Source organism: Bhargavaea massiliensis, assembly GCF_018390575.1.
Lineage (GTDB): Bacteria > Bacillota > Bacilli > Bacillales_A > Planococcaceae > Bhargavaea > Bhargavaea massiliensis.
The window spans coordinates 275,274-299,065 of record NZ_JAHBCJ010000002.1 but is presented as its reverse complement, the minus strand read 5'-3'; the positions used below and the strand labels follow the sequence as shown (position 1 = coordinate 299,065).

Genomic DNA, 23,792 nt, shown 5'->3' with positions numbered 1-23,792 from the left:
GTAGTATAATTGTAAACATCATCATGCAAGAAAGATGGGATATTATGCAAAGAGAAGGCCTTGCCGCCGGCCTGAAGGCGGGGCTTACCATTGCCATCGGTTATTTCCCGGTGGCGCTTACATTCGGTCTCTTGGCGAAAACGACCGGACTATCCCTTACCGAAACGATTGCCATGAGCATTTTTGTTTTTGCCGGCGCCGCACAATACATATCCCTAAGCCTGATCACAGCAAAGGTGGATCCTGTTTTGATTGTGCTGAACACGTTCATCGTGAATATCCGCCACTTTCTTATGACGGCTTCGCTCAATGAAAAGATGCAACCGGACGCCAGATGGAAAAAGGCGATCTATGCATTCGGTATTACTGACGAAACATTTTCCGTAATCTCCACTACGGGCGAGGGACGTGTCCGGACATCCTATGCTGCCGGTGTCATCATCCTGTCCTACGCAAGCTGGGTCATTTTCAGCGGAGTCGGGCATTTGATCGGTGCGAACCTGCCTCTTTTTCTCCAGGCTGCGATGTCGATTGCACTTTATGCCATGTTTGTCGCGCTTCTCATCCCTTCCCTGAAAGGCAACCGGAAAGTCGTCCTGCTTGCCCTGACTGCGGCTGCCATGAATGGCTTTTTCTTTTGGACGGGGCTGCTGTCAACCGGCTGGGCCATCATGGTATCCACGCTCGTCTCTGCGGTCACTGTCGAAGTGCTATACGCTCGCCGCGGGCATGTACTCCGGCGTGCAGTTGAACGAAAGGAGGGCGCATGATGGGCAGCTGGTATTGGTGGATGCTGATTGGAATGGCGGTGGTGACCTACGTGCCGCGCGCCATCCCTCTGACCTTTCTCGAGGGGAAAGAATTGCCGCCGGCCGTCTCCGGCGTGCTCAGGAATATTCCATTCGCCGTTCTCGGTGCGCTGATCTTTCCGGCGATCCTGTATGCACAACCGGACGACCTGCTGTTTGGCGTAATCGGATTTGCATCGGCTGCGCTGATCGGCTGGCTGGGCGGCGGTGTCATGGGGACCGTCCTCGGAACAATCGCCATCCTTGCATTTTATAGCCTGTTGGCCGGCTGAACGAGTGGCAACAGAAAAACGACCTGACGCATTTACGCGCCAGGTCGTTTTTGTCATTCCAGATTTTGGTTTTGCTCCTGCTTTGTCCGTTCCCTCATCTTGCCGGCCATGTAAAACCCGGCGGTCAGCGAGAGGGCATCGATTGTATAGAGCAGCCAGGTATGCGTATATCCCGCATAGACGGACGCTGCAATCAATGCCACTGTCAGGACCAGGCCAACCACATGGTGGTAAGTCACCCGGGTGAATAGGATGACCAATGCTGCCGGCAGAAAAACCGCCAGGATGATTTTTAGTGCGTATGATTCCACAGGCCGATCCCCCTCTCCTGCGAATACCGGTCAACGGACGACGAGAAGGCCCATCCGGTGGTGGTCATGCCTGAAGATGACATGCTGGCAGAGCCGCAATTCCCCTTCCCTATTAACCACCTCGACGCGGCAGTGGGCCGCATTGACCTGGATGGCCTCGTACAATTCCCGTTCATCCGTCACGGTGACGCCATTGACCTTCCGGATGGTCTCTCCGGGAAGAATCCCCATTTTATCAGCGGGAGATTCCGGAAGGACCGCAGCTACAACCACGCCGTCGCTTCTTGGTGCGACCGCGAAATTACCGTTGTTTTCCCGCACGGCGGCCATGATGGTGATCACCATCCTTGCGATGAAGCCAAAAACAAGAACGGCCCAGGCGGCCAGTGGCTCCCATAGCCCCAGGAAGGCGGCTGCCGTTACACCAAGTCCGGCGGCAAAAACCGCCTTGCCGTAACCGCTGTAAACCTGTCCCGGCAGGTGACGCTTTGTTTTATGCTCAAAACCGATGACCGCCGGGATTAAAACAAGGTAATAAGACGTCCCGCCTAGAGTGAACTGCGGCCAATAAGGAAGCATCTCCCCGACAGGCCCGCCCGGCACTGCGAACAGAAGCGGCAGAAGCCAGAGACGCTTGGTCCTGTAGGCGGCTCCCTGTAGTCCCCTCGCCGTCTCCAGAAGGAGCGGAGAAGCGTCCCGGGCGCCGTACTTGCGGATCAGGATCCCTTCGCCAATCGTGAGCAGGCCGGCAATCGCCGTGACGGTGACGGCAGCCTCGCCCGATATGCCGGTGTAGGTCCAACCGATGACCGGCCAGTCCGTCGCAATTCCGTAGCGGCCAAGCAGCCAGTAGCCAAGCGCTGCAAATCCAGCTGCATAAATCGGAGCGCCCGCCTGGTAACGGAAAAGAAGCACCGCAACAAGCATAAACCCGCAGAACAGAACGAGCCATCCTTTAGGAACAACAAGCCCCGCGCCTGCAATCATCAGCGACAGGACGAGCGCAATCAGCCATGACTCCTTAAGCAGACCGCGGAATTCAGCCAGGCCTTCATGCAGCCTCACCCTGAAATGCCTGCGCTCACGCTTGACTCTCGTGTAGCCCAACAAGACAGAAAACAACAAAATGATATAAAGCAACGGGTTCATGAAAAATCTTCCCGCGGCATGCAACAATTCGAACAAGATTTCCTCTACCATCAGACTGTCACCATCCCCGGTTCTAAACAACACTCAAACTTCATTACTTCATTCTATCAAACCCGGGGTAGGATGAGAATGGTTTTAGTTGCCGGACTTCAATACATGTTTCATATAGCCGACCGCGAGCTGCAACTGATCATCGTTTTTCTCATCTGACTTATACTCGATCACTTTCGCGCGGAGCGCCCGGAAAAATGCATCATCCATGGCGCCACCGGGATCCAGCTTCTCATTATCCCGGAACTGCTCGACCGCCTTTAGTGTCGTCTCATCATAATAGCCATCGGCGCGGGTCACATCATAGCCCAATGCCGCCAGCACCCGCTGCGCATATCCTACGTCTTCCCCGTAGTCTCCGGGTTGGTAGTTGCCCTCGACCGGCATGACCGGTAGCCCATAAAGCGACTGCTGCTCGGATTCCAGGTCCGGCTTGACCCCCTTGCCGTGAATCCACTCTCCGGACGGGGTCAGCCACTTGTGAGTGGATAGCTTCATCTCCCCTCCGTTTGAAAGCGGCCACGTTTCCTGCACGGTCCCCTTGCCAAAGCTCACGGTGCCGACGATAAACGCCCGCCCGTTGTCCTGAAGCGCTCCGCTAAGCACTTCACTTGCGGAAGCACTGCCTTTGTCCTGCAGGAGCACCGCTTTCATCAGGCGCATCGCTTTCGCGTACTCGTCGTCTTCAGGAGCTTCGGAGCGGACCGGCTCTTTTACCCCTTCCGCGTCCTGCATAAAGGCGAAAACCGTCCCCTCCCTAAGAAGGCTGCCTGCAATCTTGGAGACGCTGAACAAGTAGCCGCCGGGATTGCCGCGCACATCGATAATGAGCCCATCTGCTCCCTGGCTGATTAATTTCTTTGTATGGGCCTCCCATTCATTGGCTGTTTCCTCGCCGAACATCGAGATGGTCACGACCCCCAGCTGATAGCCATCTTTCTCGATCAACCTGCTGTCCACCGTCTTGACCGGTATCGCGCTTCTTTTCATCGCGACTTCCAGATGCCTGTCCTCGTCCGGCCGGAAAATGGTCAGCGTGACATCTGATCCTTCAGCGCCCTTGATCAGAGAAAGCAGTTCTTTCATCGTCTTGCCGTCCACGCGCTCACCGTCAACACGGACGATCTCATCGTATGGAAGTATGCCGGCCTTTTCCGCAGGCGAGTTGCGGACCGGGGCTACGATGATAAAGCGTCCCCTGGATTCCGTAATTTCCGCTCCGATTCCGACACGCTCGTCCGATAGCGATTCTTCATGGGCTGCAGCTTCCTCTTCGGTCATGTATGTACTGTACGGATCGTTCAGCACATCGGCCATCCCCCTCACAGCCCCCTCGACCAGTTCGTCACCGCCGACACGGTGGACGGCCTTTTCCAAGATCAGATCATACGCTTCATCAATCGGCTTTTTGCCGCTGACAGATCCCGCCGATTCGCCTTTGCCGTTCTGGACAAAGTAGAAGATACCACCCGCTGCCGCGCAGACCGCCACAAACATTAAAAATCGGCTTATGCGCATCTGACATCCCTCCTCCGTCCAAGTGTATGAACAGAGCAGGAAGCATACGACACGCAAGGCCGATTTTTATATTCCGCATTGTTAGTGCAGGTGAACGTGTCTCAGGGGCTTTTCTTAACACTCGGTTGGCCTTTCTTTACACTAAAGCCCGCTATCTTACTCTCTCCCCATCCCGGCAGCCGCCAGTTACTCCACGGCCGTCTTAATCGATACTGGCCGTTAGATCTCTCATCATTTCAGCATCCATCGGCCCACGAATCACATGGCGGATGATGCCTGATGTATCGATGATATAAGTGGTGGGGATTGTGATGACCCGGTAGACGTCCATCTGCTCGCCGGCCGTATCAAGAGGAATCGGAAATGTCAGGCCGAATTCATCCACAAACGACTGGATGTTGTCCATCACCTTTTCTTTGTTGCCGCGCTCAGAGGTCGACAGGTTGACTGCAATCACCCGGACGCCGGCTTTTTCGGCTTCCTTTTCGTAGTACTCCTGCATATGCGGCATTTCCGCACGGCAAGGCCCGCACCAGGAGGCCCAGAAATTCAAAATCACTTTCTCGCCGCGAAGCTCCGATAGTGTCAGTTCTCCTCCATCGAGCGTCTCGAGGGTAAAGTCCGGTGCCGCCTCACCTTTCGCGATTCCTTCCCCGCGCTCTGCAGCGGTGCCTGTCTCTGCTTTTTCCTGCATTTCCGATTGGGTCAATTCCCGCTCCAGCTGCTTTTTTTGTCCGCTCAAACCATCATTCGCAGTGTTTTTCAGCATGATGCCGACCATCGCCGCAATCACGGCCAATGCAATGATAGAACCGAACCATTTTTTATTCATTCGTCCCGCCTCCTGCCTGCCGATAAAAAGATGAAATGATCAATCACATAAATAACAGTGGAGATAAACGGCAGCCCGCTGAAACCGTCCGGCTGAACAACTGCCGCAATCAGATGAACCGTCAAGAACAGCATGGCCAATTGCTGTTGCCAGAGGATAGAGCGCCCCGCACAGAAAACGGTCACAACGAGCAAGGTGCCGAACAAGGCCACTGTCACACTCTCCGCTACGGGTCCGTTCCCGTTCAAAAACACCATCATGATCTGGTAAACGCTTTGGACAGCAACTGCAGCCATCAGAGCGTCCGGCGTACCGGCCGCACCTTTCCTCCAGAGAAAGAAGAGGGCTGCCAGAAGACCTGCCAGCGCACCCGTCAGACCACCGTTGTAGTAAAGGAGCGACAGCGGCGCCTTCATGAAGCTCCCGAAGTCGGTCAGAATGTAGCTGCCTTTCCAGATCACTACAAAATAAAACGCGGCATCCCCATACAGCCCCGCCAGCCTGCTGCCGAACTTGGCCCGGAGCAGGATATACGCAATAACCAATGCAACCAGTGCGGAAATTTGAGAGGAGGGCACAGATAATTTAAAGATTGTGATGGCTTCCGTTACTTGCATGGCTGTGCCTCCATCCGATGTTTTCATTTACAAGAATAGTGGATGGCGCGCCCGCCCGTCCACCTTCCGGCACAGCCTAATGAAGTTTCATGTCCATTCTATGACACGGCAAAATAAAAATCCCGCCTTTTAAAAGGCGGGACAGAAAGCCATGCTTATAGAGGCACGTAGCGCATCGGGTTGACTGCGTTGCCATAATTACCGATGTGGACTTCAAAGTGAAGGTGGGGACCGCTTGACCGTCCCGTCGAACCCATCCGGCCGATAAACTGACCTTTGCTGACTTGAGCCCCTTTGCTTGTGCTGATTGCAGAAAGGTGGCCATAGACCGTGGTCATGGTCTTGCCGTCTACGGAGTGGGTGATCATGATATAGTTCCCGAGCGTTGGGTGGCTTCCCGTTTTAGAAACGATACCGTTGCCCGCTGCCACGATCGGTGTGCCGGTCGCATTGGCGATGTCGACACCCCGGTGGTTGGAAGATGCCCAGCTCAGGTTGCGGGGGCCGAATGTCGAAGTGATCCGCCCTGCTGCCGGACGCGTCCAAGTGCCGCCTGATACAGCCGGCGCCGGTGCACTTGTGTGGGCGACAGAGCTGCCGGAAGAAGCTGATTGGGTTGGTTTAGATGAAGTTGCCGCCTTGCGGTTCGATTCGGCTTGCTTCGAAGCAGCCGCTTCCGCAGCTTGCTTGCGGGCTTCGGCTTCCTTGCGTTTGCGCTCTTCCTCAGCCTTGCGTGCGATCTCAGCGATCCGCTCCTGTTCAGCAACAATCTGTTGCTTGAGCTCGTCGCTCATCTCGTGGGCTTCGGAGTACTCGGATTCGAGGCTGGCCTGTTCTTTCTCCAGACGTTGCTGTTCGGCCTCAAGCTGGTCGACCAGGCCGTCCAGATCTTTTTTCTGGCGGTCGAGTTCCGCTTTTGCAGCTTCGAGTTTTTTCTTGTTTTCTTCCTGGCTTGCCAGCTTGCTTTCCACCTGGTTTTTCTGGTCTTCAAGCGTTGCCTTGTCCGCCTTTTGCTCAGCGATAATCTGGCGGTCGGCTTCTCTCAGTGTATTGACCGCGGATACCCGGTCAATAAATTCAGAAAAGCTGTTGGCCCCCAGAATGACATCGACGTAGCTGGTTGAGCCTCCGGTAACCTGCATGGCCCGGACGCGATCACGAAGCAATGCATCGCGGTCGGCGATTTTCTGTTCAAGCTCTTTGATCGAAGCGCGTAGGGCTTCAATCTCGGCTTTTGTCGTCTGGATCTCTTGCTCGATCTTGGCGATTTCATTTTGCTTTGTATCGATTTTCTCGTGCAGGTCCTTGATTTGGGCAAGAAGCTTGTCCATCTTCTCGGAGTTAGCCTTTATGTTTGAGGCCTTTTCCTGGATTCCGCGATTCAGTTCATTTTTCTTTTGTTCGATCTGTTGCTGCTGATTCTGTAGATCATTGAGCTTGCTTGCGGACACGCCGGTCGTGCCGATTCCAAAGCTCAGTGCCATCGTGGCAACCACGGTGGCGATCAGTGGCTTCGACTGCTTCAACATTCATTTCCCCTTTCAGGACACTGCTATTCTTTCTGTTTTGTACATTTGCTTGCACGAATTTATATTTTCAGGAATTTCCGTACCGACATGAAGCTGCCCCATATTCCGATGAACACACCCATAAAGAACAGGATGCCGGTGACAATATAGAGGAACGGTATTGGAGCCAGGATCTGAATCATTTCTCCCCTGAGCCGCGGCTCTGCATAGTCATAAAACTTAAGATAACCGAATACAACGGCCAGGATCGGAATAATCGACCCGAGAATGCCCATCCAGATTCCTTCCAGGACAAATGGGATTCTGACAAAGCTGTTCGTCGCTCCGACAAGCTTCATGATTCCGATTTCGGTCTTTCTTGCCACGATGGTGATACGGATTGTGTTGGAAATAAGGAACATCGCGGTAAAGAGAAGCGCAAGAATCAAGATCAGGCCTGCGTTCCGCCCAAAGTTCAGGAAATCAAACAGTTTTTCGACCTTGCCTTCCCCGTAGACCACTTCATACGTGTTCGGGTATTCATCGATTGTCCGGGCAACTTTCGCAGTCTGCTGAGGATCTGTTGCTTTCACATAGAACGCTTCACGGAGAGGATTGCTTTGTTCGTAAAGCTTCAGGTCCTCACCGAAGTCCCGGATCATCTGGTCCAGTTCGTCGTCCCGCGTCGAATAGATGACTTCAGAGACGCCCGGGGTTTCCATGATCTGTTCTTCCAGTGCTTTTGTCGAAGCTTCGTCTGCCGCAAGTTCGACATATACTTTCATTTCGACGTCGTGTTCCAGATCATCTGCAATTTTATTCAGGTTCAGCATGATGGCCACGAACACGCCGACCAGCAGCAGCGTGACCGTGACCGCACTGACAGATGCGAAGGTCATCCATCCGTTTCGGCCGAGCGACTTGAAACTTTCACGGAAATGGCGGCGCAGGGTCCTAAATTTCATAGCCGTATGCCCCTTCCGCTTCGTCACGCACAATCAGTCCGCCTTCGATGGCGATGACCCGGTGCCTGATCCGGTTGACGATATCCTTATTGTGGGTCGCCATGACGATGGTCGTCCCTAATTGCTCATTAATATCCTTGAAGACATTCATGATGCCCCAGGATGTTTCAGGGTCCAGGTTCCCTGTCGGCTCATCGGCGATGACCACTTTAGGCTGATTGACAATGGAGCGCGCGATCGAAACCCGCTGTTGCTCTCCTCCCGAGAGCTCTGTCGGGAGCATCCGGGATTTTGACTTCAGCCCGACCAGGTCAAGCACTTCTGTCACCCGGTCCCGGATGGTATCGGACGGAGCCTCGATCACTTCCATTGCAAAAGCGACATTTTCAAACACTGTCAGTTTGGGCAGCAATTTGAAGTCTTGGAAAACAACGCCGATTTTCCTCCGTACAAACGGAACTTCCCTGTTTTTCAGCGTAGCCAGGTTGGTCCCGTCTACATATATTTCTCCTGATGTCGGTTTTTCCTCGCGATACATCATCTTGATAAATGTCGATTTTCCTGCACCGCTCGGTCCGACGACATATACAAACTCGCCAGGCGAGATGCTGACATTCAGTCCGTTTGCTGCTACGACACCATTCGCATATTTCTTGTAAACGTCTTGCATTTTAATCATAAAAAAATCACCTTACGCCCTAAACCCGGGCTAAAATTTTCCGGCACGCTCATTATAACACTATAAATCTCGTATATTATTACAAGTATATTTCATTTTGACTACAGAAATCATTGGTATCAATGTTTTTTTGTCGCTTGACAAAGAAGGAGGAGGAGTTTTAGAGGAATGTGTAAAATCAGAATATTAACAAAAACCAATAATAGACGGGACGGTCAAATTCATGACAAAAAAGACCGTTTTCCCGGATTAGGCCGGGAAAACGGCAACGTGATTATTTCTTTTCGGAAAGCCACTGAGCGACAGCATCCAATTCCTCACCTTGGACGAGTCCGCCAGGCATAGCACCTTTACCATTTTCGATGATATCGTGGATCTCATCTTTCGAAAGGCGGGAGCCGACATCATTCAGTGCCGGGAAGTTCCCCTGGCCTTCAAGGTTTTCACCGTGGCAGGAAATACACTTTTGCTGGACGACCTGTTCAGGGTCCACCCCGGATGCGCTTTCTCCTGCGGACTCTTCTGTTGCTGCGTCGTCATTGCCGGTATCGGTCGCGTCGTCGGCTGTGTCATCTCCGCCGCCTCCGCAGGCACCCAGAATGAGTGCAGATCCGAACAGCATTGCCAAGAGTTTCTTTTTCATTCTCTGATCCCTCCAGTTTCGACATGTGTTCTCCATTAGTATACCAAACCGTCCCGATTTCAAACATGAAACGCCGGGTCTTGCTTGGTTTTCGTGACAAAGGGATGAATTTGGAGGAAATAATTGTGTTTTTATAGATCAGTGTGGTGCTCAAAGCGGGACGCCCGAAATTTTAGCATCAGCCTATAAAACTCCTGTTGGCCATAACCAAAACAGACGGAGCGGCACCTATTTGGTGCTGCCTCCGCCTGTCAGTTTGTCTTATTGCCTGTAGCGTTTCAGGAAAGCCGGGATCGCAAATAAGCGTTGATAAACAAGTCGATTTCCCCGTCCATGACGTTCTGGACGTTGCCTGTTTCCGTGTCTGTCCGGTGATCTTTGACCATCGAATAAGGGTGGAAGACGTAGGAGCGGATCTGGCTTCCCCAGCCAATCTCTTTTTGTTCGCCGCGGATTTCCAGGAGTTCCTTTTCCTGTTCTTCGATTTTCAGCTGATAAAGCTTCGCCTTCAGGAGCTTCATCGCCTGGTCACGGTTTTTTATCTGCGAACGCTCGGACTGGCAGGTGACAACCGTGTTTGTCGGTAGGTGCGTGATCCGCACCGCCGAGTCGGTCGTGTTGACGTGCTGTCCGCCCGCACCGCTTGACCGGTACGTGTCGATCTTCAAATCTTCGGTACGGATGTCCAGCTCAATCTCGTTGTCAAACTCAGGCATCACTTCGCATGAAACGAATGACGTGTGACGGCGGCCAGACGAATCAAACGGTGAAATCCGGACAAGCCGGTGCACGCCTTTTTCAGCTTTCAGGTAGCCGTAAGCATTATGGCCCTTGATGCTGATGGTGACCGACTTGACGCCCGCCTCATCGCCGGTAAGGTAGTCAAGCGTCTCAACCTTATAGCCGCGTTTTTCACCCCATCGGGTGTACATGCGGAGCAACATCGAGGCCCAATCCTGGGACTCCGTTCCGCCAGCGCCCGCATGGAGCTCAAGAATGGCGTTGTTTTTGTCGTACTCCTCGCTCAACAGCATTCCGAGTTCGAATGCCTCCAGATCTTCGCTGAATGACTGCAGTTCATCCGAAAGCTCTGCATGGAGATCCGGGTCATCTTCCTCCCGGAGCAATTCCAGTGTCATTTCAAGGTTTTCCTGGGTCTCTTCCAGACGGCGATATTCGTTCACAACGTCCTTTAGGCCATTCGCCTCGGAGATGACTTTTTGGGCTTCATCCTGATTGTCCCAGAAACCCGGTTCAAGCATGCGCTCATCGAGTTCCTGGATCCGTGCCTCTTTGTTTTCTAAGTCAAAGAGACCCCCTGAAGCCCGCCAGTTTCCCGGCTGTAGTATCGAGCTGATTTCTTGCGTCTGCAAGTTCCATCATGAATGAATTCCTCCCAAATATGTCGACTGCACTCAGAACATGCGGGACGGCATTGAACCGTCCGGGCCATTACGCCGTGCTGCCGTGGCAATTTTTGAATTTCTTTCCGCTGCCGCAAGGACATGGATCGTTTCTGCCGACGACCACTTTTCTGCGGATCGGCTTTTTCTTCACTTCGCCGCCGCCCTCCTTCGGATTGACGGCCTCTCCCTTGGCAACTTCTTCTCGCTGCAGGTTCTGGCGGATTTCCGCCTTCATTGCATATTTTGCAACATCGTCCCGAATTGCGTCGACCATGTCTTCGAACATCCGGAACCCTTCGTTCTGGTATTCGCGCAACGGGTCGTTCTGGCCGTATGCCCGGAGGTGGATCCCCTGGCGCAGCTGATCCATTGCGTCGATGTGGTCGATCCACTTGCTGTCGATGGAACGGAGCAGAACGACTTTCTCAAACTCCCGCATACGGTCCGGTGTCATTTCTTCTTCCTTCTCGTCATAGCGCTTCCTGACAGTGTCCTTGACCATGTCAATGATCTCGTCCTGCGATTTCCCTTCCATGGCGGAGACGGTCAGAACGCCTTCCGGAAGCAGATTGGCCGCAAGGAAATCCTCCAGCCCTTTCAGATTCCAGTTTTCGCTGTTCTCGTCACCGGTATACATGGGGATCATCCGGTCGATAACGTCATCGATCATCGATTCGACAAGTTCGCGCATGTTGTCGGTCTCAAGCACGTCATTGCGTTCTTTGTAGATGATTTCGCGCTGCTGCCGCAGGACATCGTCATATTGGAGCAGGCGCTTCCGCGCATCGAAGTTATTGCCCTCTACCCGCTTCTGGGCTGATTCAACCGCACGTGAGACCATCTTCGACTGGATCGGCTGATTGTCATCCATTCCGAGCCGTGACATCATGTTTTTCATGTTATCGGAGCCAAAGCGGCGCATCAGGTCATCTTCCAGCGACAGGTAGAACTGAGTAATCCCAGGGTCCCCCTGGCGTCCGGACCGTCCGCGCAGCTGGTTGTCGATCCGGCGGGATTCGTGCCTTTCCGTACCGATGACCGCAAGTCCTCCCGCTTCGATAACACCTTCGCCGAGCTTGATGTCGGTACCGCGCCCCGCCATGTTCGTCGCAATGGTGACCGCACCGCGCTTGCCGGCCTCCGTAATGATCTCGGCTTCCCGCTCGTGGTTTTTCGCGTTCAGCACATTGTGTGGAATGCCATATTTTCGAAGATAAGCGGAAATGATCTCCGAAGTTTCTATCGCAACCGTTCCGACAAGCACCGGCTGGCCCTTTTCATGGCGTTCCTTGATTTCCTCCGCGACCGCTTTGTACTTCCCTTCGGTCGTTGCGTAAATCAGATCCGGCCGGTCATCACGGATAATCGGCTTGTTTGTCGGAATGACAATAACATTCATGTTGTAGATGTTCCGGAATTCCTCTTCTTCGGTTTTGGCTGTACCGGTCATCCCGGACAGCTTGTCATACATCCGGAAAAAGTTCTGGAACGTAATTGTCGCCATCGTCATCGATTCGTTCTGGATCTCGAGACCTTCCTTCGCCTCGATCGCCTGATGCAGGCCATCGCTATAGCGGCGGCCCTTCATAAGTCGCCCGGTGAACGAGTCGACGATGACAACCTTGCCCTCTTCCACGACATAGTCGACATCATTATGCATGCTGGCATGCGCTTTGAGCGATTGGTTGATTGCATGGTTCAGTCGGACATGGCTCAGATCAAACAGGTTATCGATCTGGAACGCTTTTTCGGCCTTTTCGATCCCTGTTTCAGTTAGCGTAACACCCTTCGATTGCTCATCATATGAGTAGTCCTCGTCTTTTTTGAGCGTTCGGACAAATGCATTCGTCTGGATATAGAGCATTGCATTTTTCTCGGCTTGGCCGGAAATAATCAGCGGCGTCCTTGCCTCATCGATCAGGATCGAGTCGACCTCGTCAATGACTGCGTAATGGAGCGGCCGCTGAACACGCTCTTCTTTGTAAAGAACCATGTTGTCACGCAGATAATCGAAGCCGAGCTCGTTGTTCGTGCTGTACGTGACATCGGCAAGGTAGGCTTCCCGCTTCTCATCCTTATCCATGCTGTTCAAGTTCAGACCGACTGTCAGACCGAGAAATTCATAAATCTGTCCCATTTCGGATGCATCACGGCTTGCGAGGTACTCGTTGACCGTCACAACGTGAGCGCCTTTTCCTTCCAGGGCATTCAGATAGACAGCCATGGTCGATGTGAGGGTCTTCCCCTCACCGGTCTTCATTTCCGCGATATTTCCGTCATGCAGTGCCGCGGCACCCATGACCTGGACACGGAACGGGAACATGCCGGTTACGCGCCGTGCCGCCTCACGGACTACAGCAAACGCCTCCGGCTGGATTTTATCGAGCGACTCGCCCGCCGCAATCCTGCTCCTGAACTCCAACGTCTTTGACTGTAGTTCGGCATCTGAAAGCAGTTTCATTTCGGTGACATAAGATTCAACGGCATCAGCAACTTTTTCCAACTTTTTGACATCCCGTTTATTCGGGTCGAACAGTTTATTTAAAACGCCTAGCATGTCGTCACTTCCTAACTAGTCTCAAAGTCCATTTTAACACCCGCCGTGTTCCTGTTGCAAACATCCGGGAGCGGCATATCCGCCCGGCAAACATCGTAGTTTGAAAGATTCCGAAGTCTTTTCTGAGTGTCCTTGCCGTTGAGACAATGTTTTTCCGAGTAACTTGAAGTCTTCTGGGAGTACGTATATGACCGGGCATGAGAATAATGAAAGCACCAGTACGCTGACCGGCAAATGTCTTATTTTAAAGCACTATGCGTTGCTGTTGGAGCTTTCATTAATTGCCTCAGTAATCTAAAGAAGCCCGCCGGAGTGGGCGGGCCTTAACACAGGACGGGGATGGGCAGGTTATTCGGCCTCGGTTTCGATGAGTCCGTATCTACCGTCTTTTCGCTTATACACGATGTTCGTGCCGTTAGATTCGGCATCGGTGAAAATATAGAAGGAGTGGCCAAGCATGTTCATCTGGAGGATGGCCTCTTCCTGGTCCATCGGCTTCAGGCTGAACTGTTTGGTCCGCACGACCTCGAACTCCGTGTCGCTGTCTTCCTGCGCCGCTGCCGTCTCGTTTCCTTCCGTCACGGTCGCAAAGTAGGATGCCACACCTTCCCGCTCACGGAATTTGCGGTTCACCCTTGTCTTGTATTTCCGGATCTGGCGCTCGAGCTTATCGGTGATCAGGTCGATTGCCGCATACATATCGGAGTTCCGTTCTTCCGCCCGGAGGGTCAGGTTCTTCATCGGGATCGTCACTTCCACCTTCGTCTGGCGGTCGTTGTACACCTTCAGGTTGACATGCGCCGTCGCATTCACCTCATCCGTGAAATACCGTTCGAGTTTTTGAATTTTCTTCTCCGTGTACTCGCGGATGGCAGGCGTGACCTCGATGTTCTCCCCACGGATATTGAAATTCAGCATATGAACTCCTCCTTTGTAAGGCTATATATGTTCTATTCTACATCTTCCCCTGATATCCCTTTAAAAAACAAAGCCGGTTATGTCGAATCGGGGACAGTTAGGCACGGATCAGCGTCAGGGCGGCGACCGAACGGGCTCCGTATTTTTTCAGGATATGGGCTGCATGGTGGAGTGTTGTTCCGGTCGTGTACAGGTCGTCGACAAGGACATAGTCCGCCCGACGAACTTCGGCACCTTCCGACAGGGAAAACAGCGGCTCAGATTCCATCCGCTCCTTCCGGCCAAGCCGGCCCAGGTTCCGGGTCGTTGTTTTTTCCAGCAGCCGGACAAACGGAATATCAGCCTGCACGAGCAGTTCCTCTACTTGTGGAAACGTGCGCTCCGCGAGACGGTCCTGATGCATCGGCACCGGAACCGCTGTGCGCCCCTTAAGGATGGCAGCCTTCCGGAGCGTTTCTGAAAAAACCGCGGCGAGGGCCGCGTCTTTCAGAAACTTGTACTGGCGGAGGTAGGATTTCATCGCATCGTTATAGGCATAAAGCGAATTCGCGTCATCCAGCACCCCCTCATACGGGGTTCCATTCCAGTCTTCAAGTGGGGGCCTGCGGCCATCCGGTTCAAACTCTGCTTCGCACTTCACGCAAATAAAGCTTTTTCCCCGGTCGGAGAACAATCCCGTCCATGTAGGAGGCCGGAAGACCGGACCGTTACAGAGCAGACATTCCAACGAGCTTGCCTCCTTCCCTGTTCAGCCGGCGGATTTCGCGGACCGCCGCATCTACCTCTGGAGTAATGCCATGGTGGAACAGGATGACATCCCCGTCTGGATATTCCGGGGACCTTCCTGCACGACCGCTGATCTGGATGATGGCCGATCGGTCAAATATTGCATTTTCTGAGCCGACAATGGCAATCTGAAGCCGGGGAATCGTGATTCCGCGCTCCAAGATGGTCGTCGTCAGAAGCCCGGGAATCCGGCCCTCACGCAAAGCCAAGACAAGGCTGCGCCTGTCCGGATGCGAAGCATGCACTGCGCCGATCCGTGCGTCCAGATGGGAGAAAAGCGGCAGACTCTTCTCCATCAGGGGAACGGAAGGGAAGAATATGAGGAAAGGTTCTTCCTTCCTCAGGCGCTCCTCCGTCCAGGCTCTTAGTTGCTCCGGGAATTTTCCTGACGAAATCTTCTTTCGGTAACCGAAAAGCGGCACAGACCGCGGCACTGGAAGGGGGTGTCCATGGAAACGGACCGGGATGACAGACTTGCCGCCTTCTTTTCCTATCTCCGACAGTATAGCGGGTGAGGGAGTGGCGGTGACGACGGCAAGCACCCCTCCGGGTTTTAGTGATTTTTTCACGGCCAGCCGGAGGGTTTTGTCAAACGAGTAAGGGAAGGCGTCCGCCTCGTCGACAATCAAAGCGTCAAACGCTTCCCTGTACCGATAAAGCTGATGTGTGGTCGCGATGACCAGCCCGGGGAACCCCCCCCCCTCGCCGGAACCGCCGTAAAGCCCGTGAATGACCGACCCCCCAATCGCCTTTTCAAATCTTGGCAGAAGCTCCAGAACTACATCGGTGCGTGGTGTGGCGATGCACACCCGCTTCCCTTCCATCAGCAGGCAGTGTACCGGTCTGAACAGAATTTCGGTCTTGCCTGCCCCGCAGACGGCGTGAAGGAGGTGGCTTCTGCCCGCCAGCAGGCTCTTTTGCAACTCTGCGGACGCCCGCTCCTGCAGAGGGGTAAGCCGGCCCTCCCATGTCAGCACTGCGTTGGCGGTAGACTGGCGGTCGGGACCGCACCAATAAAGCAGTTCATCGCACTCTGCAACACGACCCATGCTCAGGCAGTGACGGCAATAACGGCAATTTTTTCCGCATTTTCTGCAGTTAAATACATGGAAATCACGAGAATTCCCCGTTAGGCAACGGTTGCATCGGGAAGCAGCCACCCCGTGCCACTTCCTGACTGTTGTTACGCCGGGAATCGTTCCGATCAGACCATCTGTTATCAGCGCGCCGATTGCCTCTTCTCCAAACGGCAGAAGCTCCCGTAACCAAATGCGCCCTTGCAGGAATTCCTGTACTTCCTGAGCGACGATCTCCTCACCCCCCCGTTAAATTTTAATTTTCTGAACATACAAACCGTAAAAAATGACCGCATAGACGGTCACTTTTTCACCCATCCGAGACCCATCGCGCCTTCCCCAAGGTGGGTGCCGATGACAGGACCGAAATAGCTGACTACAAATTCTACGTCCGGAAACTTCCGGCTCAATTCCGCCCGCCACACTTCCGCATCTTCACTGCGGTTTGCATGGATGATAGCCGCTTCCAAAGGACCATTGTCCGCGTCTTGGGAAAGCAAATCTGCAATACGGTTCATCGCCTTTTTGCGGGTTCGGATCTTCTCGAACGGGACAATCACTCTGTCCTTGAAGTGCAGCAACGGCTTCACCTGCAACAGTCCGCCGATCAGTGCCTGCGCGCCGGAAAGCCGGCCGCCGCGCTGAAGGTGGGAAAGGTCGTCCACCATGAAATAAGCACGGAGAGATTTCCTCATTTCCTTCAGTTCCGTCACGATCTCTTCCGGCAAATCACCTCGCCGGGCCATCTTCGCCGCCCTCAATACGTAGAACCCTTGGGGCATACAGGCGATTTCGGAATCAAACACATGAACATCCAAGCCTTCCACAAGTTCACCAGCCTGGATTGCAGAGGTAAACGTTCCGCTGATGCCACTGGAAAGCGTGACAACGACGGCAGCATCAAACCCTTCATTCTTCAGTGCCTGGAAACAATCAGCAAATTTCCCGATCGGAGGCTGGGAGGTTTTAGGAAGTTCACCTTCCCGTACAAGATCATAGAACTGATCCGCTTCGAGATCGACTTCTTCCTCGTAGGCTTTCCCGTCAATAGTAACGCTGAGCGGGACCATCCTGATGCCCAGCCGGTGGCGTTCCGGGCCGGACAAATAAGCGGTGCTGTCGGTCACGATGGCCGTTTTCATTCTATCTACCTCCGTTGTCCCCATTCTACTAAATCCCTGTGAAAAACGGAATCAAAATTAAAGCCCGGACAGAGAAAACCGCCCGGGCTCCAGAAAATCATTGCCCCGGCGCATTGCCGACGTAATAGATTTCCTTAACCTTCCATTCTCCTTCTTGCTTGATGAACACGGTGACCTGCCGCCCTTTTTCAGTTTTGGAGTCACCGGTCTCTTTCTCGACAAGTGTCGTTTCCATATTAGCGAACAGTTGCGCTTCCGTTTCTTCATAGGAGACGATTGTCATGTCAGACGGCGCCCGCTCGACTTTGTCGAATTCGGCTGCCATCTGCTCGAGCATGGCCCGTTCCTGAGCCGGATCATATGCTTCTTCGCCTGTGGCGAGAATATCCAAGTAGCCGTCGATGTCTCCATTGTTGAATGTGTTGATATAGCGCTCAAATGCCTCTAGAATGGCCGCTTTCTCTTTTTCCGGGACGCCCGTGGCTTCCTCAATCGAGCCGTCGTCCGCCATCTCAAATCCGATGGCCCCGTCTTCCGCGCCATGGCCGATGGCTGACTGCTGCCCAGCGGGAGCATTGCTTTCGTCGGTTGAATTGGAATTTCCTTCCTCCTGGCCACTGCAGCCTGCCAAAAGCAGGAGAGCCGCTGCCGGAGCAAGGATCCATTTTAATTTTGTCATGTCGATTCCCTCCTCGCATAGTTTGGCACAGGAAAGGATTCCGATGCAAAGGAATAACGTTCCGATACCTTGACGATGCGGTGGCTGAAAAGGTTCGGGGGCGTTCTAATATTGATGCCACAAAAAACCCGGACGAGTCCGGGCAGTCATTTCATCTGATCAGCGAACTTCCACCCAACCGTTTTTGATGGCGGTGACAACGGCTTGTGTGCGGTCGTTGACACTCATTTTCTGGAGAATGCTGGATACGTGGTTTTTGACCGTTTTCTCGGAGATGTAGAGCGATTCTCCAATGGCGCGGTTGCTCTGTCCGTCCGTGAGAAGCTGGAGCACTTCGCATTCGCGCTTCGTGAGCAGATGATACGGGCGACGGATTTCCGTCTGATGAAACGAGCCGAGGTGTTCTTTCGCGCTTAGGCGGCGGAACTCAGCCACGAGATTCTTCGTGACTTTCGGATGGAGGTACGAGCCGCCTGCCGCAACCACTTTGATGGCCTGGACAATGGCGTCTGCATCCATTTCCTTTAGCATGTAGCCGAGTGCCCCCGTCTTCATCGCATGGGTCACATACGATTCATCATCGTGAATAGAAAGAATGATGATCTTCGCTTCCGGATGGGCAGCCATCAGCTCGCCGGTCGCTTCAATCCCGCTTTTACCCGGCATGTTGATGTCCATCAGGACGACATCCGGACGGTGCTGTTCATACAGTCCGATGACTTCTTCTCCATCGGAGCCTTCTGCCACCACATTGAATGTTTCTTCAAAATCCAGGATTCGCTTCACGCCTTCGCGGAAGAGCTGGTGATCGTCGATAATAATAATGTTCGTCAACCTGATTTCCCCCCTGCGTCTTTTTCTGTTGCGTGCTGATCATGCGGAAGAGTCAGAATCACTTCAGTCCCTTCCCCTTTCTTTGTCCGGATTTCAAATTCACCTTTTAAAAGGGCCACTCGCTCCGTCATGCCCTGAAGGCCGAATGAAGCGTCCCCGGCTTCTGACGGATCAAAACCGCATCCGTCGTCGGATACAGTTGCCCTTATCCAGTTTTCACAAATCTCAATCCGGACATCGATTACCTCCGCCCTGCTGTGCTTGATGGCGTTTGTGACAGCCTCCTGTACAAGACGGAAAACAGCCACTTCGGTTCCCTGCGGAATCCGCGCATTCATGCCGTTTGACTCAAATGTGAAGCGCATATCCGGATGGTAATCCTGCATTTTTTCAACATATTTGCTGAGCGCAGGAACTAGCCCGAAATCGTCAAGCACCATCGGCCGGAGATCATAGATAATTCGCCGAATTTCAGATAGCGTGTGCCTGGCGAGTTCTTTCGTGAAACTAAGCTGGTCCAGCCCGGCATCCATGCCCTTGTCGTGGAATACCCGTTCAACAAGTCCCAGTTGCATTACCAGGTTCGCCATCATCTGGGCAGGCCCGTCATGGATCTCCCGTGATAGTCGCTTCCGTTCTTCCTCTTGAGCCTCCAGGACTTTCATGCTGAAGTGCTTGCGCATTTTAGCGGATTCCAGCGCCGGGCCGACATCCTTCAAATCGGATGTCAAATATTTGGTCACGACATTCACGTGTCCAGCCAGATGATCCGCACGATCCATCGAATCCTCGTATGTCCGGATACGGTTCTCGAGATGGATTTTTAAATCGGTCAGTTGGCGGATCTTCGTGCTGTTCAGCATGAATGCCAACTGTACTTCATGTGCAGAATCATAAGCCTCACGAACTTCGTCATTTGTATAGTCAGCAAAATGGACGGAGACATGTTGAAGTTTTTCCCTAGCCGTAAGGGATGCAGCCGACAACTTCTCCCCTTCGGTTATTGCCCGGGAAATTTCTTCATCGGTCCTTCGCAAATCTTCCCTCAGTTCTTCAAGCTGCCGGCGGCTTTCTTCATTAATAATAAAGATATCATTTTTTGACTGATCCAACGACCGGACCATCGAGCTGAAAATGGCATCAAGTGCATGTATATCTACTTTATCTACTGGCATTTCTTCTATCCCCTCATCATCCGGAACCGGTAATTTCCGGCATTTGAGTTTAGGCTCTGTTTATTATAGCATTACAGCAATTGAAATATATTAAAATTACATTACAGCAAGGGGGCTGATGGCATGAGAGACGATTACCGTACCGTTAAAAGTAATGGGGAAAGCGAATTGATCATCAAAAAATCGCGATTCATCGGCCATGTCGCGCGTGCCGAAACAGAAGAAGAAGCGATGGCTTTTATCGCAGGAATCAAGCAGGTTCACCACTCAGCCACGCATAACTGCTCCGCCTATCTGATCGGCGAACACGATCAAATACAAAAAGCCAATGACGACGGCGAACCGAGCGGCACAGCCGGCGTGCCGATGCTTGAAGTACTGAAAAAGCAGAATCTGAAGGATACAGTCGTAGTCATAACCCGCTATTTCGGCGGAATCAAGCTCGGTGGCGGAGGACTGATCCGTGCATACGGCAGTGCGGTCTCCGACGTGCTGAACAACACGGGAATTGTCGAACGTCGCCTGCACCACCTCATGAAAGTGACAATTGACTACACCTGGCTCGGAAAAGTCGAAAATGAGCTTCATTTGTCCCCTTTTCCGCTTGAACACCTGGATTACGCTGAATCCGTATCAGCTTTTGTCTATGTTCCTGCCGCAGAAGAAGACAAGTTTCGTGAGTGGATGGCGAATCTGACAAATGGCCAGGCAACTGTCGGATTGGAGCGGAAAGAATTTCTGGAGTTCGACGTATAAATCAATTTTCCGTTTTACGAAGGAGTGTACAGATAGTATAATGTGTGGGATTGGCAATTTTAGCAGAGTATTTAATGGGTAAATCAAGTCCGTAAACTCTGACTTTCCCGGAGGCAAATGAATGAAAAGAAGAGATTATAGAAAAAAAAAGCATGCTTCTAAAAGGAAAACGCTTTTTAAAGTGATTGGTATTCTGGGCATAGCTGTTTTACTTTTTGCCGGCACTTATACATTCTATCTTTACAAAAAAGCTCAAAATGCTGCAAACAACGCATACCATGCCAGGGATGGCTCATCTTTGAGGGAAGAACAAATTGAACCCTATAAGGATAATGTTTCAATTTTGTTTATTGGTGTGGACGATAGTGAATCAAGAAGTGACATGAATAGTCGTTCAGATGCATTGATGTTGGCCACTTTAAACAATAATGACAAGACCATCAAACTCTTAAGCATTCCAAGAGATTCACTGGTATATATCCCTGAAGTCGGTTACCAGGACAAAATCACTCATGCGCATGCATTCGGCGGAGTGGAAGCTTCCATAGAAACTGTCGAGGAATTGCTTGATCTTCCTGTCGATTATTTTGTGAAAATGAATTTTAATGCTTTTATCGATGTGGTGGACGCTCTTGGCGGAATCACAGTGGACGTTCCATATGAACGTGTTGAATTAGATGAAAACGACAAAAAAACCATTCATCTTAAACCAGGGCTCCAGAACCTTGACGGACGCCATGCACTGGCTTTGGCGAGAACACGAAAAGCAGACAACGACATCGAAAGAGGCAAGCGCCAGCAAATTATCCTGACGGCCATGATAGAAAAAGCAGGTTCCGTTTCGTCGGTCGGTAAGTACGGAGAAGTGATTGATGCATTAGGTAATAACATGACGACAGACTTATCATTTAATGACATGAAAGCAATGATCGCCTATTTAAACAACGGATCTCCTATGATCGAAACTTATACTCTTCAAGGTTATGATGATAGCTCAACCGAAGTGTATTATTGGAGATTGGATGACGAGGAACTTCAGACACTGTCTGCGAATTTGCGGAGCCATCTGGAATTGGAAACACCGACCCTTATACAACAATAATCGAATCTATTACTGACAGCCCGAGCTACGGACAACTTAAGTCCGTGTTCGGGTTTATTATTTCCCAGAGTGGGCCCTTTCGAGCTTAAGTCGGTTCGTCAGAATCTGTTTAATGACTGCTGCCATACTATAATTCCATGTAAAAAATGACCCCGCAAATTTACCGGGGTCATCCTTTTATCTGAATAAGGCTGTACAGTTCAACATACCTATTTGTGTAACTTTCTTATTTCCTCTGCCTCACCAAACCAAGTATCGGGCGATAATTTTTGCCCGCCAGCCCCAATGTTTCAACAATCAGTTCCATCACCAACAAAATGATGACCGTTATAACCAGAGCTCCCCACACAGTTGCTTGGGAAAATAGGATTGCCGCACCTCCAAGCAAGATTGACCCCACATAAATCAAAAGCACGGATTGGCGATGCGAGAAACCGGTATTAATCAGGCAATGGTGGAGATGCAACATATCTGGAGCCGAGATGGGCTGATTGTTCTTGACTCTGCGGACGATAGCAAAAAGTGTATCGAGAATAGGAATTCCAAGAATAAGGATTGGGATGACCAGAGAAATGATTGTGACATTCTTGAAGCCCAGTAATGCCAGCACAGAGATCATGTATCCCAGGAACAGCGAACCTGAGTCACCCATAAATATCTTGGCCGGGTAGAAATTGTAAAAAAGAAAACCGGCGCAGGATACAGCCAACAGAACCGCCATGACAATAACAAATGAATCTTGCATGATGACTGCCATCACTGCCAGTGTTCCGGAAGCGATCATTGAAACGCCGGCAGCCAAACCATCAAGACCATCAATCAGATTGATCGCATTTGTTATCCCGATAATCCAGATAAAAGTCAAAGGGATACTCAAATAACCAAAGTCTAACTGGCCGCCGAAAGGAAGATTGATAAATTCAATATGAAGACCGCCGAAAACAATTACAATGCCGGCTGCTACAAATTGAAAGAAAAGCTTTGCCTTCGCTGTTATATCCAGCAAATCATCAAGCACACCTGCAATTGTGATCACCAAGGCACCGATCAATATAGGCAGGAGGTCCTCGTTAGTTGGTTTTGCTATCAGCAACCCGGTCATGAAGGCTGCTACAATCGCAAGTCCCCCAAGCCTGGGAACATTGCGGGTATTAATTCTTCTATAATTCGGTTTATCTATCGCTCCCAGTAAAACTGCCAACCGTTTTACTAGCGGCGTGTACAGCAATACCGCGATCAGCGTTACCAGTACTGCTATTATCATTTTTACCTGCCTCCCGCGAACCGCTATACATTCTAATTAATTATACCACTTAATTTGAAATGTTAACCCATTGTTAACTCCGTGTAAATAGACGTGCGAAACCTTGAAAAGTTTCAGGTGCCGTTTCGGCAATGTGATATTGGGGAATTACTATTGAAACAACATTTGTAAGGAGGCATTTCGGATGGGACAAGACAATCAGGAATTCATCAACAAAGCAAAAGATTCCCTTGAAGAGCTGGCCGGAAAGACTAAGGAGATTTTCAGTGATATAAAAGACCGCCAAGAGATGAGAATGGAAGAGAATCCGGGACAGGACCAGTCCAGTGCAGACTGGAGCGGACAGGACCGGAAACATGCAGCCGGCGAATTTGAATACCAGACGCGGAACCAATACCAGAACGGCGCCCAACTCGACGCTGTCCATGACTCCGGCAGCCAAGCTTCGGGAGACCAGGAAACGGCTCAGAAGTGGGCATCCCGCTACTCTGAGCAGCAGCCGGTTTCCGATTTTACGGAGCTGGGTGCAGTAGGAGGAGAAGCGGCTGTTGAAGAGGTGACCGAAGGCAGTCGCGCCGACTATGGGACAGAGGCGGTTTACGGTGATCCGACAGGCCGCTATGACGGCAGCGAAGCGAACATGCTGAGTGATGCCGAGCGCCAGACCCGCTATGAAGATCAGGAGCCGGTCGACAACTTTCTCGATGAAATCGAAGGACCGGAGCATCCAAGACTCTGAAGCC

General features: G+C 51.9%; 24 protein-coding genes. 5 read left to right on the top strand and 19 right to left on the bottom strand.

The genetic code is table 11. The features are described from left to right. Nucleotides 1-44: 44 nt before the first annotated feature. Together KHA84_RS04285 and KHA84_RS04280 are read left to right on the top strand one after the other, a co-directional pair. Nucleotides 45-770 carry an AzlC family ABC transporter permease gene (locus KHA84_RS04285; RefSeq protein ID WP_213422293.1) on the top strand — a complete coding sequence of 242 codons (726 nt, stop codon included), beginning with the start codon at nucleotides 45-47 and terminating at the stop codon, nucleotides 768-770. Then, on the top strand, nucleotides 770-1,081 hold the full coding sequence (locus KHA84_RS04280; protein ID WP_213422292.1) for an AzlD domain-containing protein: 312 nt from the start codon (nucleotides 770-772) through the stop codon (nucleotides 1,079-1,081). Before KHA84_RS04285 ends, KHA84_RS04280 begins: the two co-directional genes overlap by 1 nt. A gap of 53 nt (nucleotides 1,082-1,134) precedes the next feature. Here KHA84_RS04280 and KHA84_RS04275 read toward each other — a convergent pair whose 3' ends face one another. The 18 genes from KHA84_RS04275 to KHA84_RS04190 all read right to left on the bottom strand — a co-directional run bounded on the left by KHA84_RS04275 (nucleotide 1,135) and on the right by KHA84_RS04190 (nucleotide 19,927). Continuing rightward, nucleotides 1,135-1,392, bottom strand: coding sequence for a DUF2198 family protein (locus KHA84_RS04275; RefSeq protein ID WP_213422291.1), 258 nt, complete (start codon nucleotides 1,390-1,392; stop codon nucleotides 1,135-1,137). 30 nt (nucleotides 1,393-1,422) lie between these two features. Then, nucleotides 1,423-2,541 carry a PDZ domain-containing protein gene (locus KHA84_RS04270; RefSeq protein ID WP_213422290.1) on the bottom strand — a complete coding sequence of 373 codons (1,119 nt, stop codon included), beginning with the start codon at nucleotides 2,539-2,541 and terminating at the stop codon, nucleotides 1,423-1,425. Nucleotides 2,542-2,676: 135 nt separating this feature from the next. Beyond that, the gene (locus KHA84_RS04265) at nucleotides 2,677-4,110 is read right to left on the bottom strand and encodes a S41 family peptidase (RefSeq protein ID WP_213422289.1); all 1,434 of its coding nucleotides are present in this window, start codon (nucleotides 4,108-4,110) and stop codon (nucleotides 2,677-2,679) included. 202 nt (nucleotides 4,111-4,312) lie between these two features. Next, nucleotides 4,313-4,942 carry a redoxin domain-containing protein gene (locus tag KHA84_RS04260; protein WP_213422288.1) on the bottom strand — a complete coding sequence of 210 codons (630 nt, stop codon included), beginning with the start codon at nucleotides 4,940-4,942 and terminating at the stop codon, nucleotides 4,313-4,315. Further along, nucleotides 4,939-5,559 (bottom strand): hypothetical protein, encoded by a 621-nt coding sequence (locus KHA84_RS04255; RefSeq protein WP_213422287.1) that lies wholly within the window; start codon nucleotides 5,557-5,559, stop codon nucleotides 4,939-4,941. Before KHA84_RS04255 ends, KHA84_RS04260 begins: the two co-directional genes overlap by 4 nt. Before the next feature lie 155 nt (nucleotides 5,560-5,714). Continuing rightward, nucleotides 5,715-7,088 (bottom strand): murein hydrolase activator EnvC family protein, encoded by a 1,374-nt coding sequence (locus tag KHA84_RS04250; protein ID WP_213422286.1) that lies wholly within the window; start codon nucleotides 7,086-7,088, stop codon nucleotides 5,715-5,717. 59 nt (nucleotides 7,089-7,147) lie between these two features. Beyond that, the gene (ftsX, locus tag KHA84_RS04245) at nucleotides 7,148-8,032 is read right to left on the bottom strand and encodes a permease-like cell division protein FtsX (protein ID WP_213422285.1); all 885 of its coding nucleotides are present in this window, start codon (nucleotides 8,030-8,032) and stop codon (nucleotides 7,148-7,150) included. Further along, nucleotides 8,022-8,711: a cell division ATP-binding protein FtsE gene (ftsE, locus tag KHA84_RS04240; protein ID WP_213422284.1), complete on the bottom strand. Its 690-nt coding sequence runs from the start codon at nucleotides 8,709-8,711 to the stop codon at nucleotides 8,022-8,024. The genes ftsX and ftsE overlap by 11 nt, the downstream gene beginning before the upstream one ends. A gap of 274 nt (nucleotides 8,712-8,985) precedes the next feature. Next, nucleotides 8,986-9,354, bottom strand: a complete 369-nt coding sequence (cccB, locus tag KHA84_RS04235; RefSeq protein ID WP_213422283.1) for a cytochrome c551 — start codon at nucleotides 9,352-9,354, stop codon at nucleotides 8,986-8,988. Between the two features lie 278 nt (nucleotides 9,355-9,632). Then, nucleotides 9,633-10,734 (bottom strand): peptide chain release factor 2 gene (gene prfB, locus KHA84_RS04230; protein ID WP_213422416.1). Its coding sequence is split into 2 segments (ribosomal slippage): nucleotides 9,633-10,661 and nucleotides 10,663-10,734, totalling 1,101 coding nucleotides; the frame shifts between segments, so codons are not numbered across the junction. Between the two features lie 72 nt (nucleotides 10,735-10,806). Then, nucleotides 10,807-13,317 carry a preprotein translocase subunit SecA gene (gene secA / locus KHA84_RS04225; protein WP_213422282.1) on the bottom strand — a complete coding sequence of 837 codons (2,511 nt, stop codon included), beginning with the start codon at nucleotides 13,315-13,317 and terminating at the stop codon, nucleotides 10,807-10,809. A 348-nt stretch (nucleotides 13,318-13,665) separates the two neighbouring features. Then, the gene (gene hpf, locus KHA84_RS04220) at nucleotides 13,666-14,235 is read right to left on the bottom strand and encodes a ribosome hibernation-promoting factor, HPF/YfiA family (RefSeq protein ID WP_272875240.1); all 570 of its coding nucleotides are present in this window, start codon (nucleotides 14,233-14,235) and stop codon (nucleotides 13,666-13,668) included. 97 nt (nucleotides 14,236-14,332) lie between these two features. Further along, the gene (locus KHA84_RS04215) at nucleotides 14,333-14,962 is read right to left on the bottom strand and encodes a ComF family protein (protein ID WP_213422281.1); all 630 of its coding nucleotides are present in this window, start codon (nucleotides 14,960-14,962) and stop codon (nucleotides 14,333-14,335) included. Next, nucleotides 14,943-16,070, bottom strand: a complete 1,128-nt coding sequence (locus KHA84_RS04210; protein WP_236823105.1) for a helicase-related protein — start codon at nucleotides 16,068-16,070, stop codon at nucleotides 14,943-14,945. The genes KHA84_RS04215 and KHA84_RS04210 overlap by 20 nt, the downstream gene beginning before the upstream one ends. 329 nt (nucleotides 16,071-16,399) lie before the next feature. Next, entirely contained in the window at nucleotides 16,400-17,239 is an 840-nt protein-coding gene (locus tag KHA84_RS04205) for a DegV family protein (RefSeq protein ID WP_213422280.1), read from the bottom strand. Between the two features lie 97 nt (nucleotides 17,240-17,336). Continuing rightward, complete coding sequence (locus KHA84_RS04200; protein WP_213422279.1) at nucleotides 17,337-17,918, bottom strand: YybH family protein; 582 nt, start codon at nucleotides 17,916-17,918, stop codon at nucleotides 17,337-17,339. Nucleotides 17,919-18,077: 159 nt separating this feature from the next. Next, nucleotides 18,078-18,752, bottom strand: coding sequence for a response regulator (locus KHA84_RS04195; RefSeq protein ID WP_236823104.1), 675 nt, complete (start codon nucleotides 18,750-18,752; stop codon nucleotides 18,078-18,080). Then, nucleotides 18,749-19,927, bottom strand: a complete 1,179-nt coding sequence (locus KHA84_RS04190; protein ID WP_213422278.1) for a sensor histidine kinase — start codon at nucleotides 19,925-19,927, stop codon at nucleotides 18,749-18,751. Before KHA84_RS04190 ends, KHA84_RS04195 begins: the two co-directional genes overlap by 4 nt. A gap of 123 nt (nucleotides 19,928-20,050) precedes the next feature. On the opposite strand from KHA84_RS04190, the gene KHA84_RS04185 reads away from it, so the two are divergent. Both KHA84_RS04185 and KHA84_RS04180 read left to right on the top strand, forming a co-directional pair. Continuing rightward, nucleotides 20,051-20,683: a YigZ family protein gene (locus KHA84_RS04185; RefSeq protein WP_213422277.1), complete on the top strand. Its 633-nt coding sequence runs from the start codon at nucleotides 20,051-20,053 to the stop codon at nucleotides 20,681-20,683. A gap of 121 nt (nucleotides 20,684-20,804) precedes the next feature. Then, the gene (locus KHA84_RS04180) at nucleotides 20,805-21,785 is read left to right on the top strand and encodes an LCP family protein (protein ID WP_213422276.1); all 981 of its coding nucleotides are present in this window, start codon (nucleotides 20,805-20,807) and stop codon (nucleotides 21,783-21,785) included. Between the two features lie 226 nt (nucleotides 21,786-22,011). On the opposite strand, the gene KHA84_RS04175 is transcribed toward KHA84_RS04180, so the two are convergent. Beyond that, complete coding sequence (locus KHA84_RS04175; RefSeq protein WP_213422275.1) at nucleotides 22,012-23,049, bottom strand: glycosyltransferase family 4 protein; 1,038 nt, start codon at nucleotides 23,047-23,049, stop codon at nucleotides 22,012-22,014. A 184-nt stretch (nucleotides 23,050-23,233) separates the two neighbouring features. Here KHA84_RS04175 and KHA84_RS04170 point away from each other — a divergent pair, with 184 nt between their 5' ends. Beyond that, entirely contained in the window at nucleotides 23,234-23,788 is a 555-nt protein-coding gene (locus KHA84_RS04170) for a hypothetical protein (protein WP_213422274.1), read from the top strand. The last annotated feature ends 4 nt before the right edge of the window (nucleotides 23,789-23,792 follow it).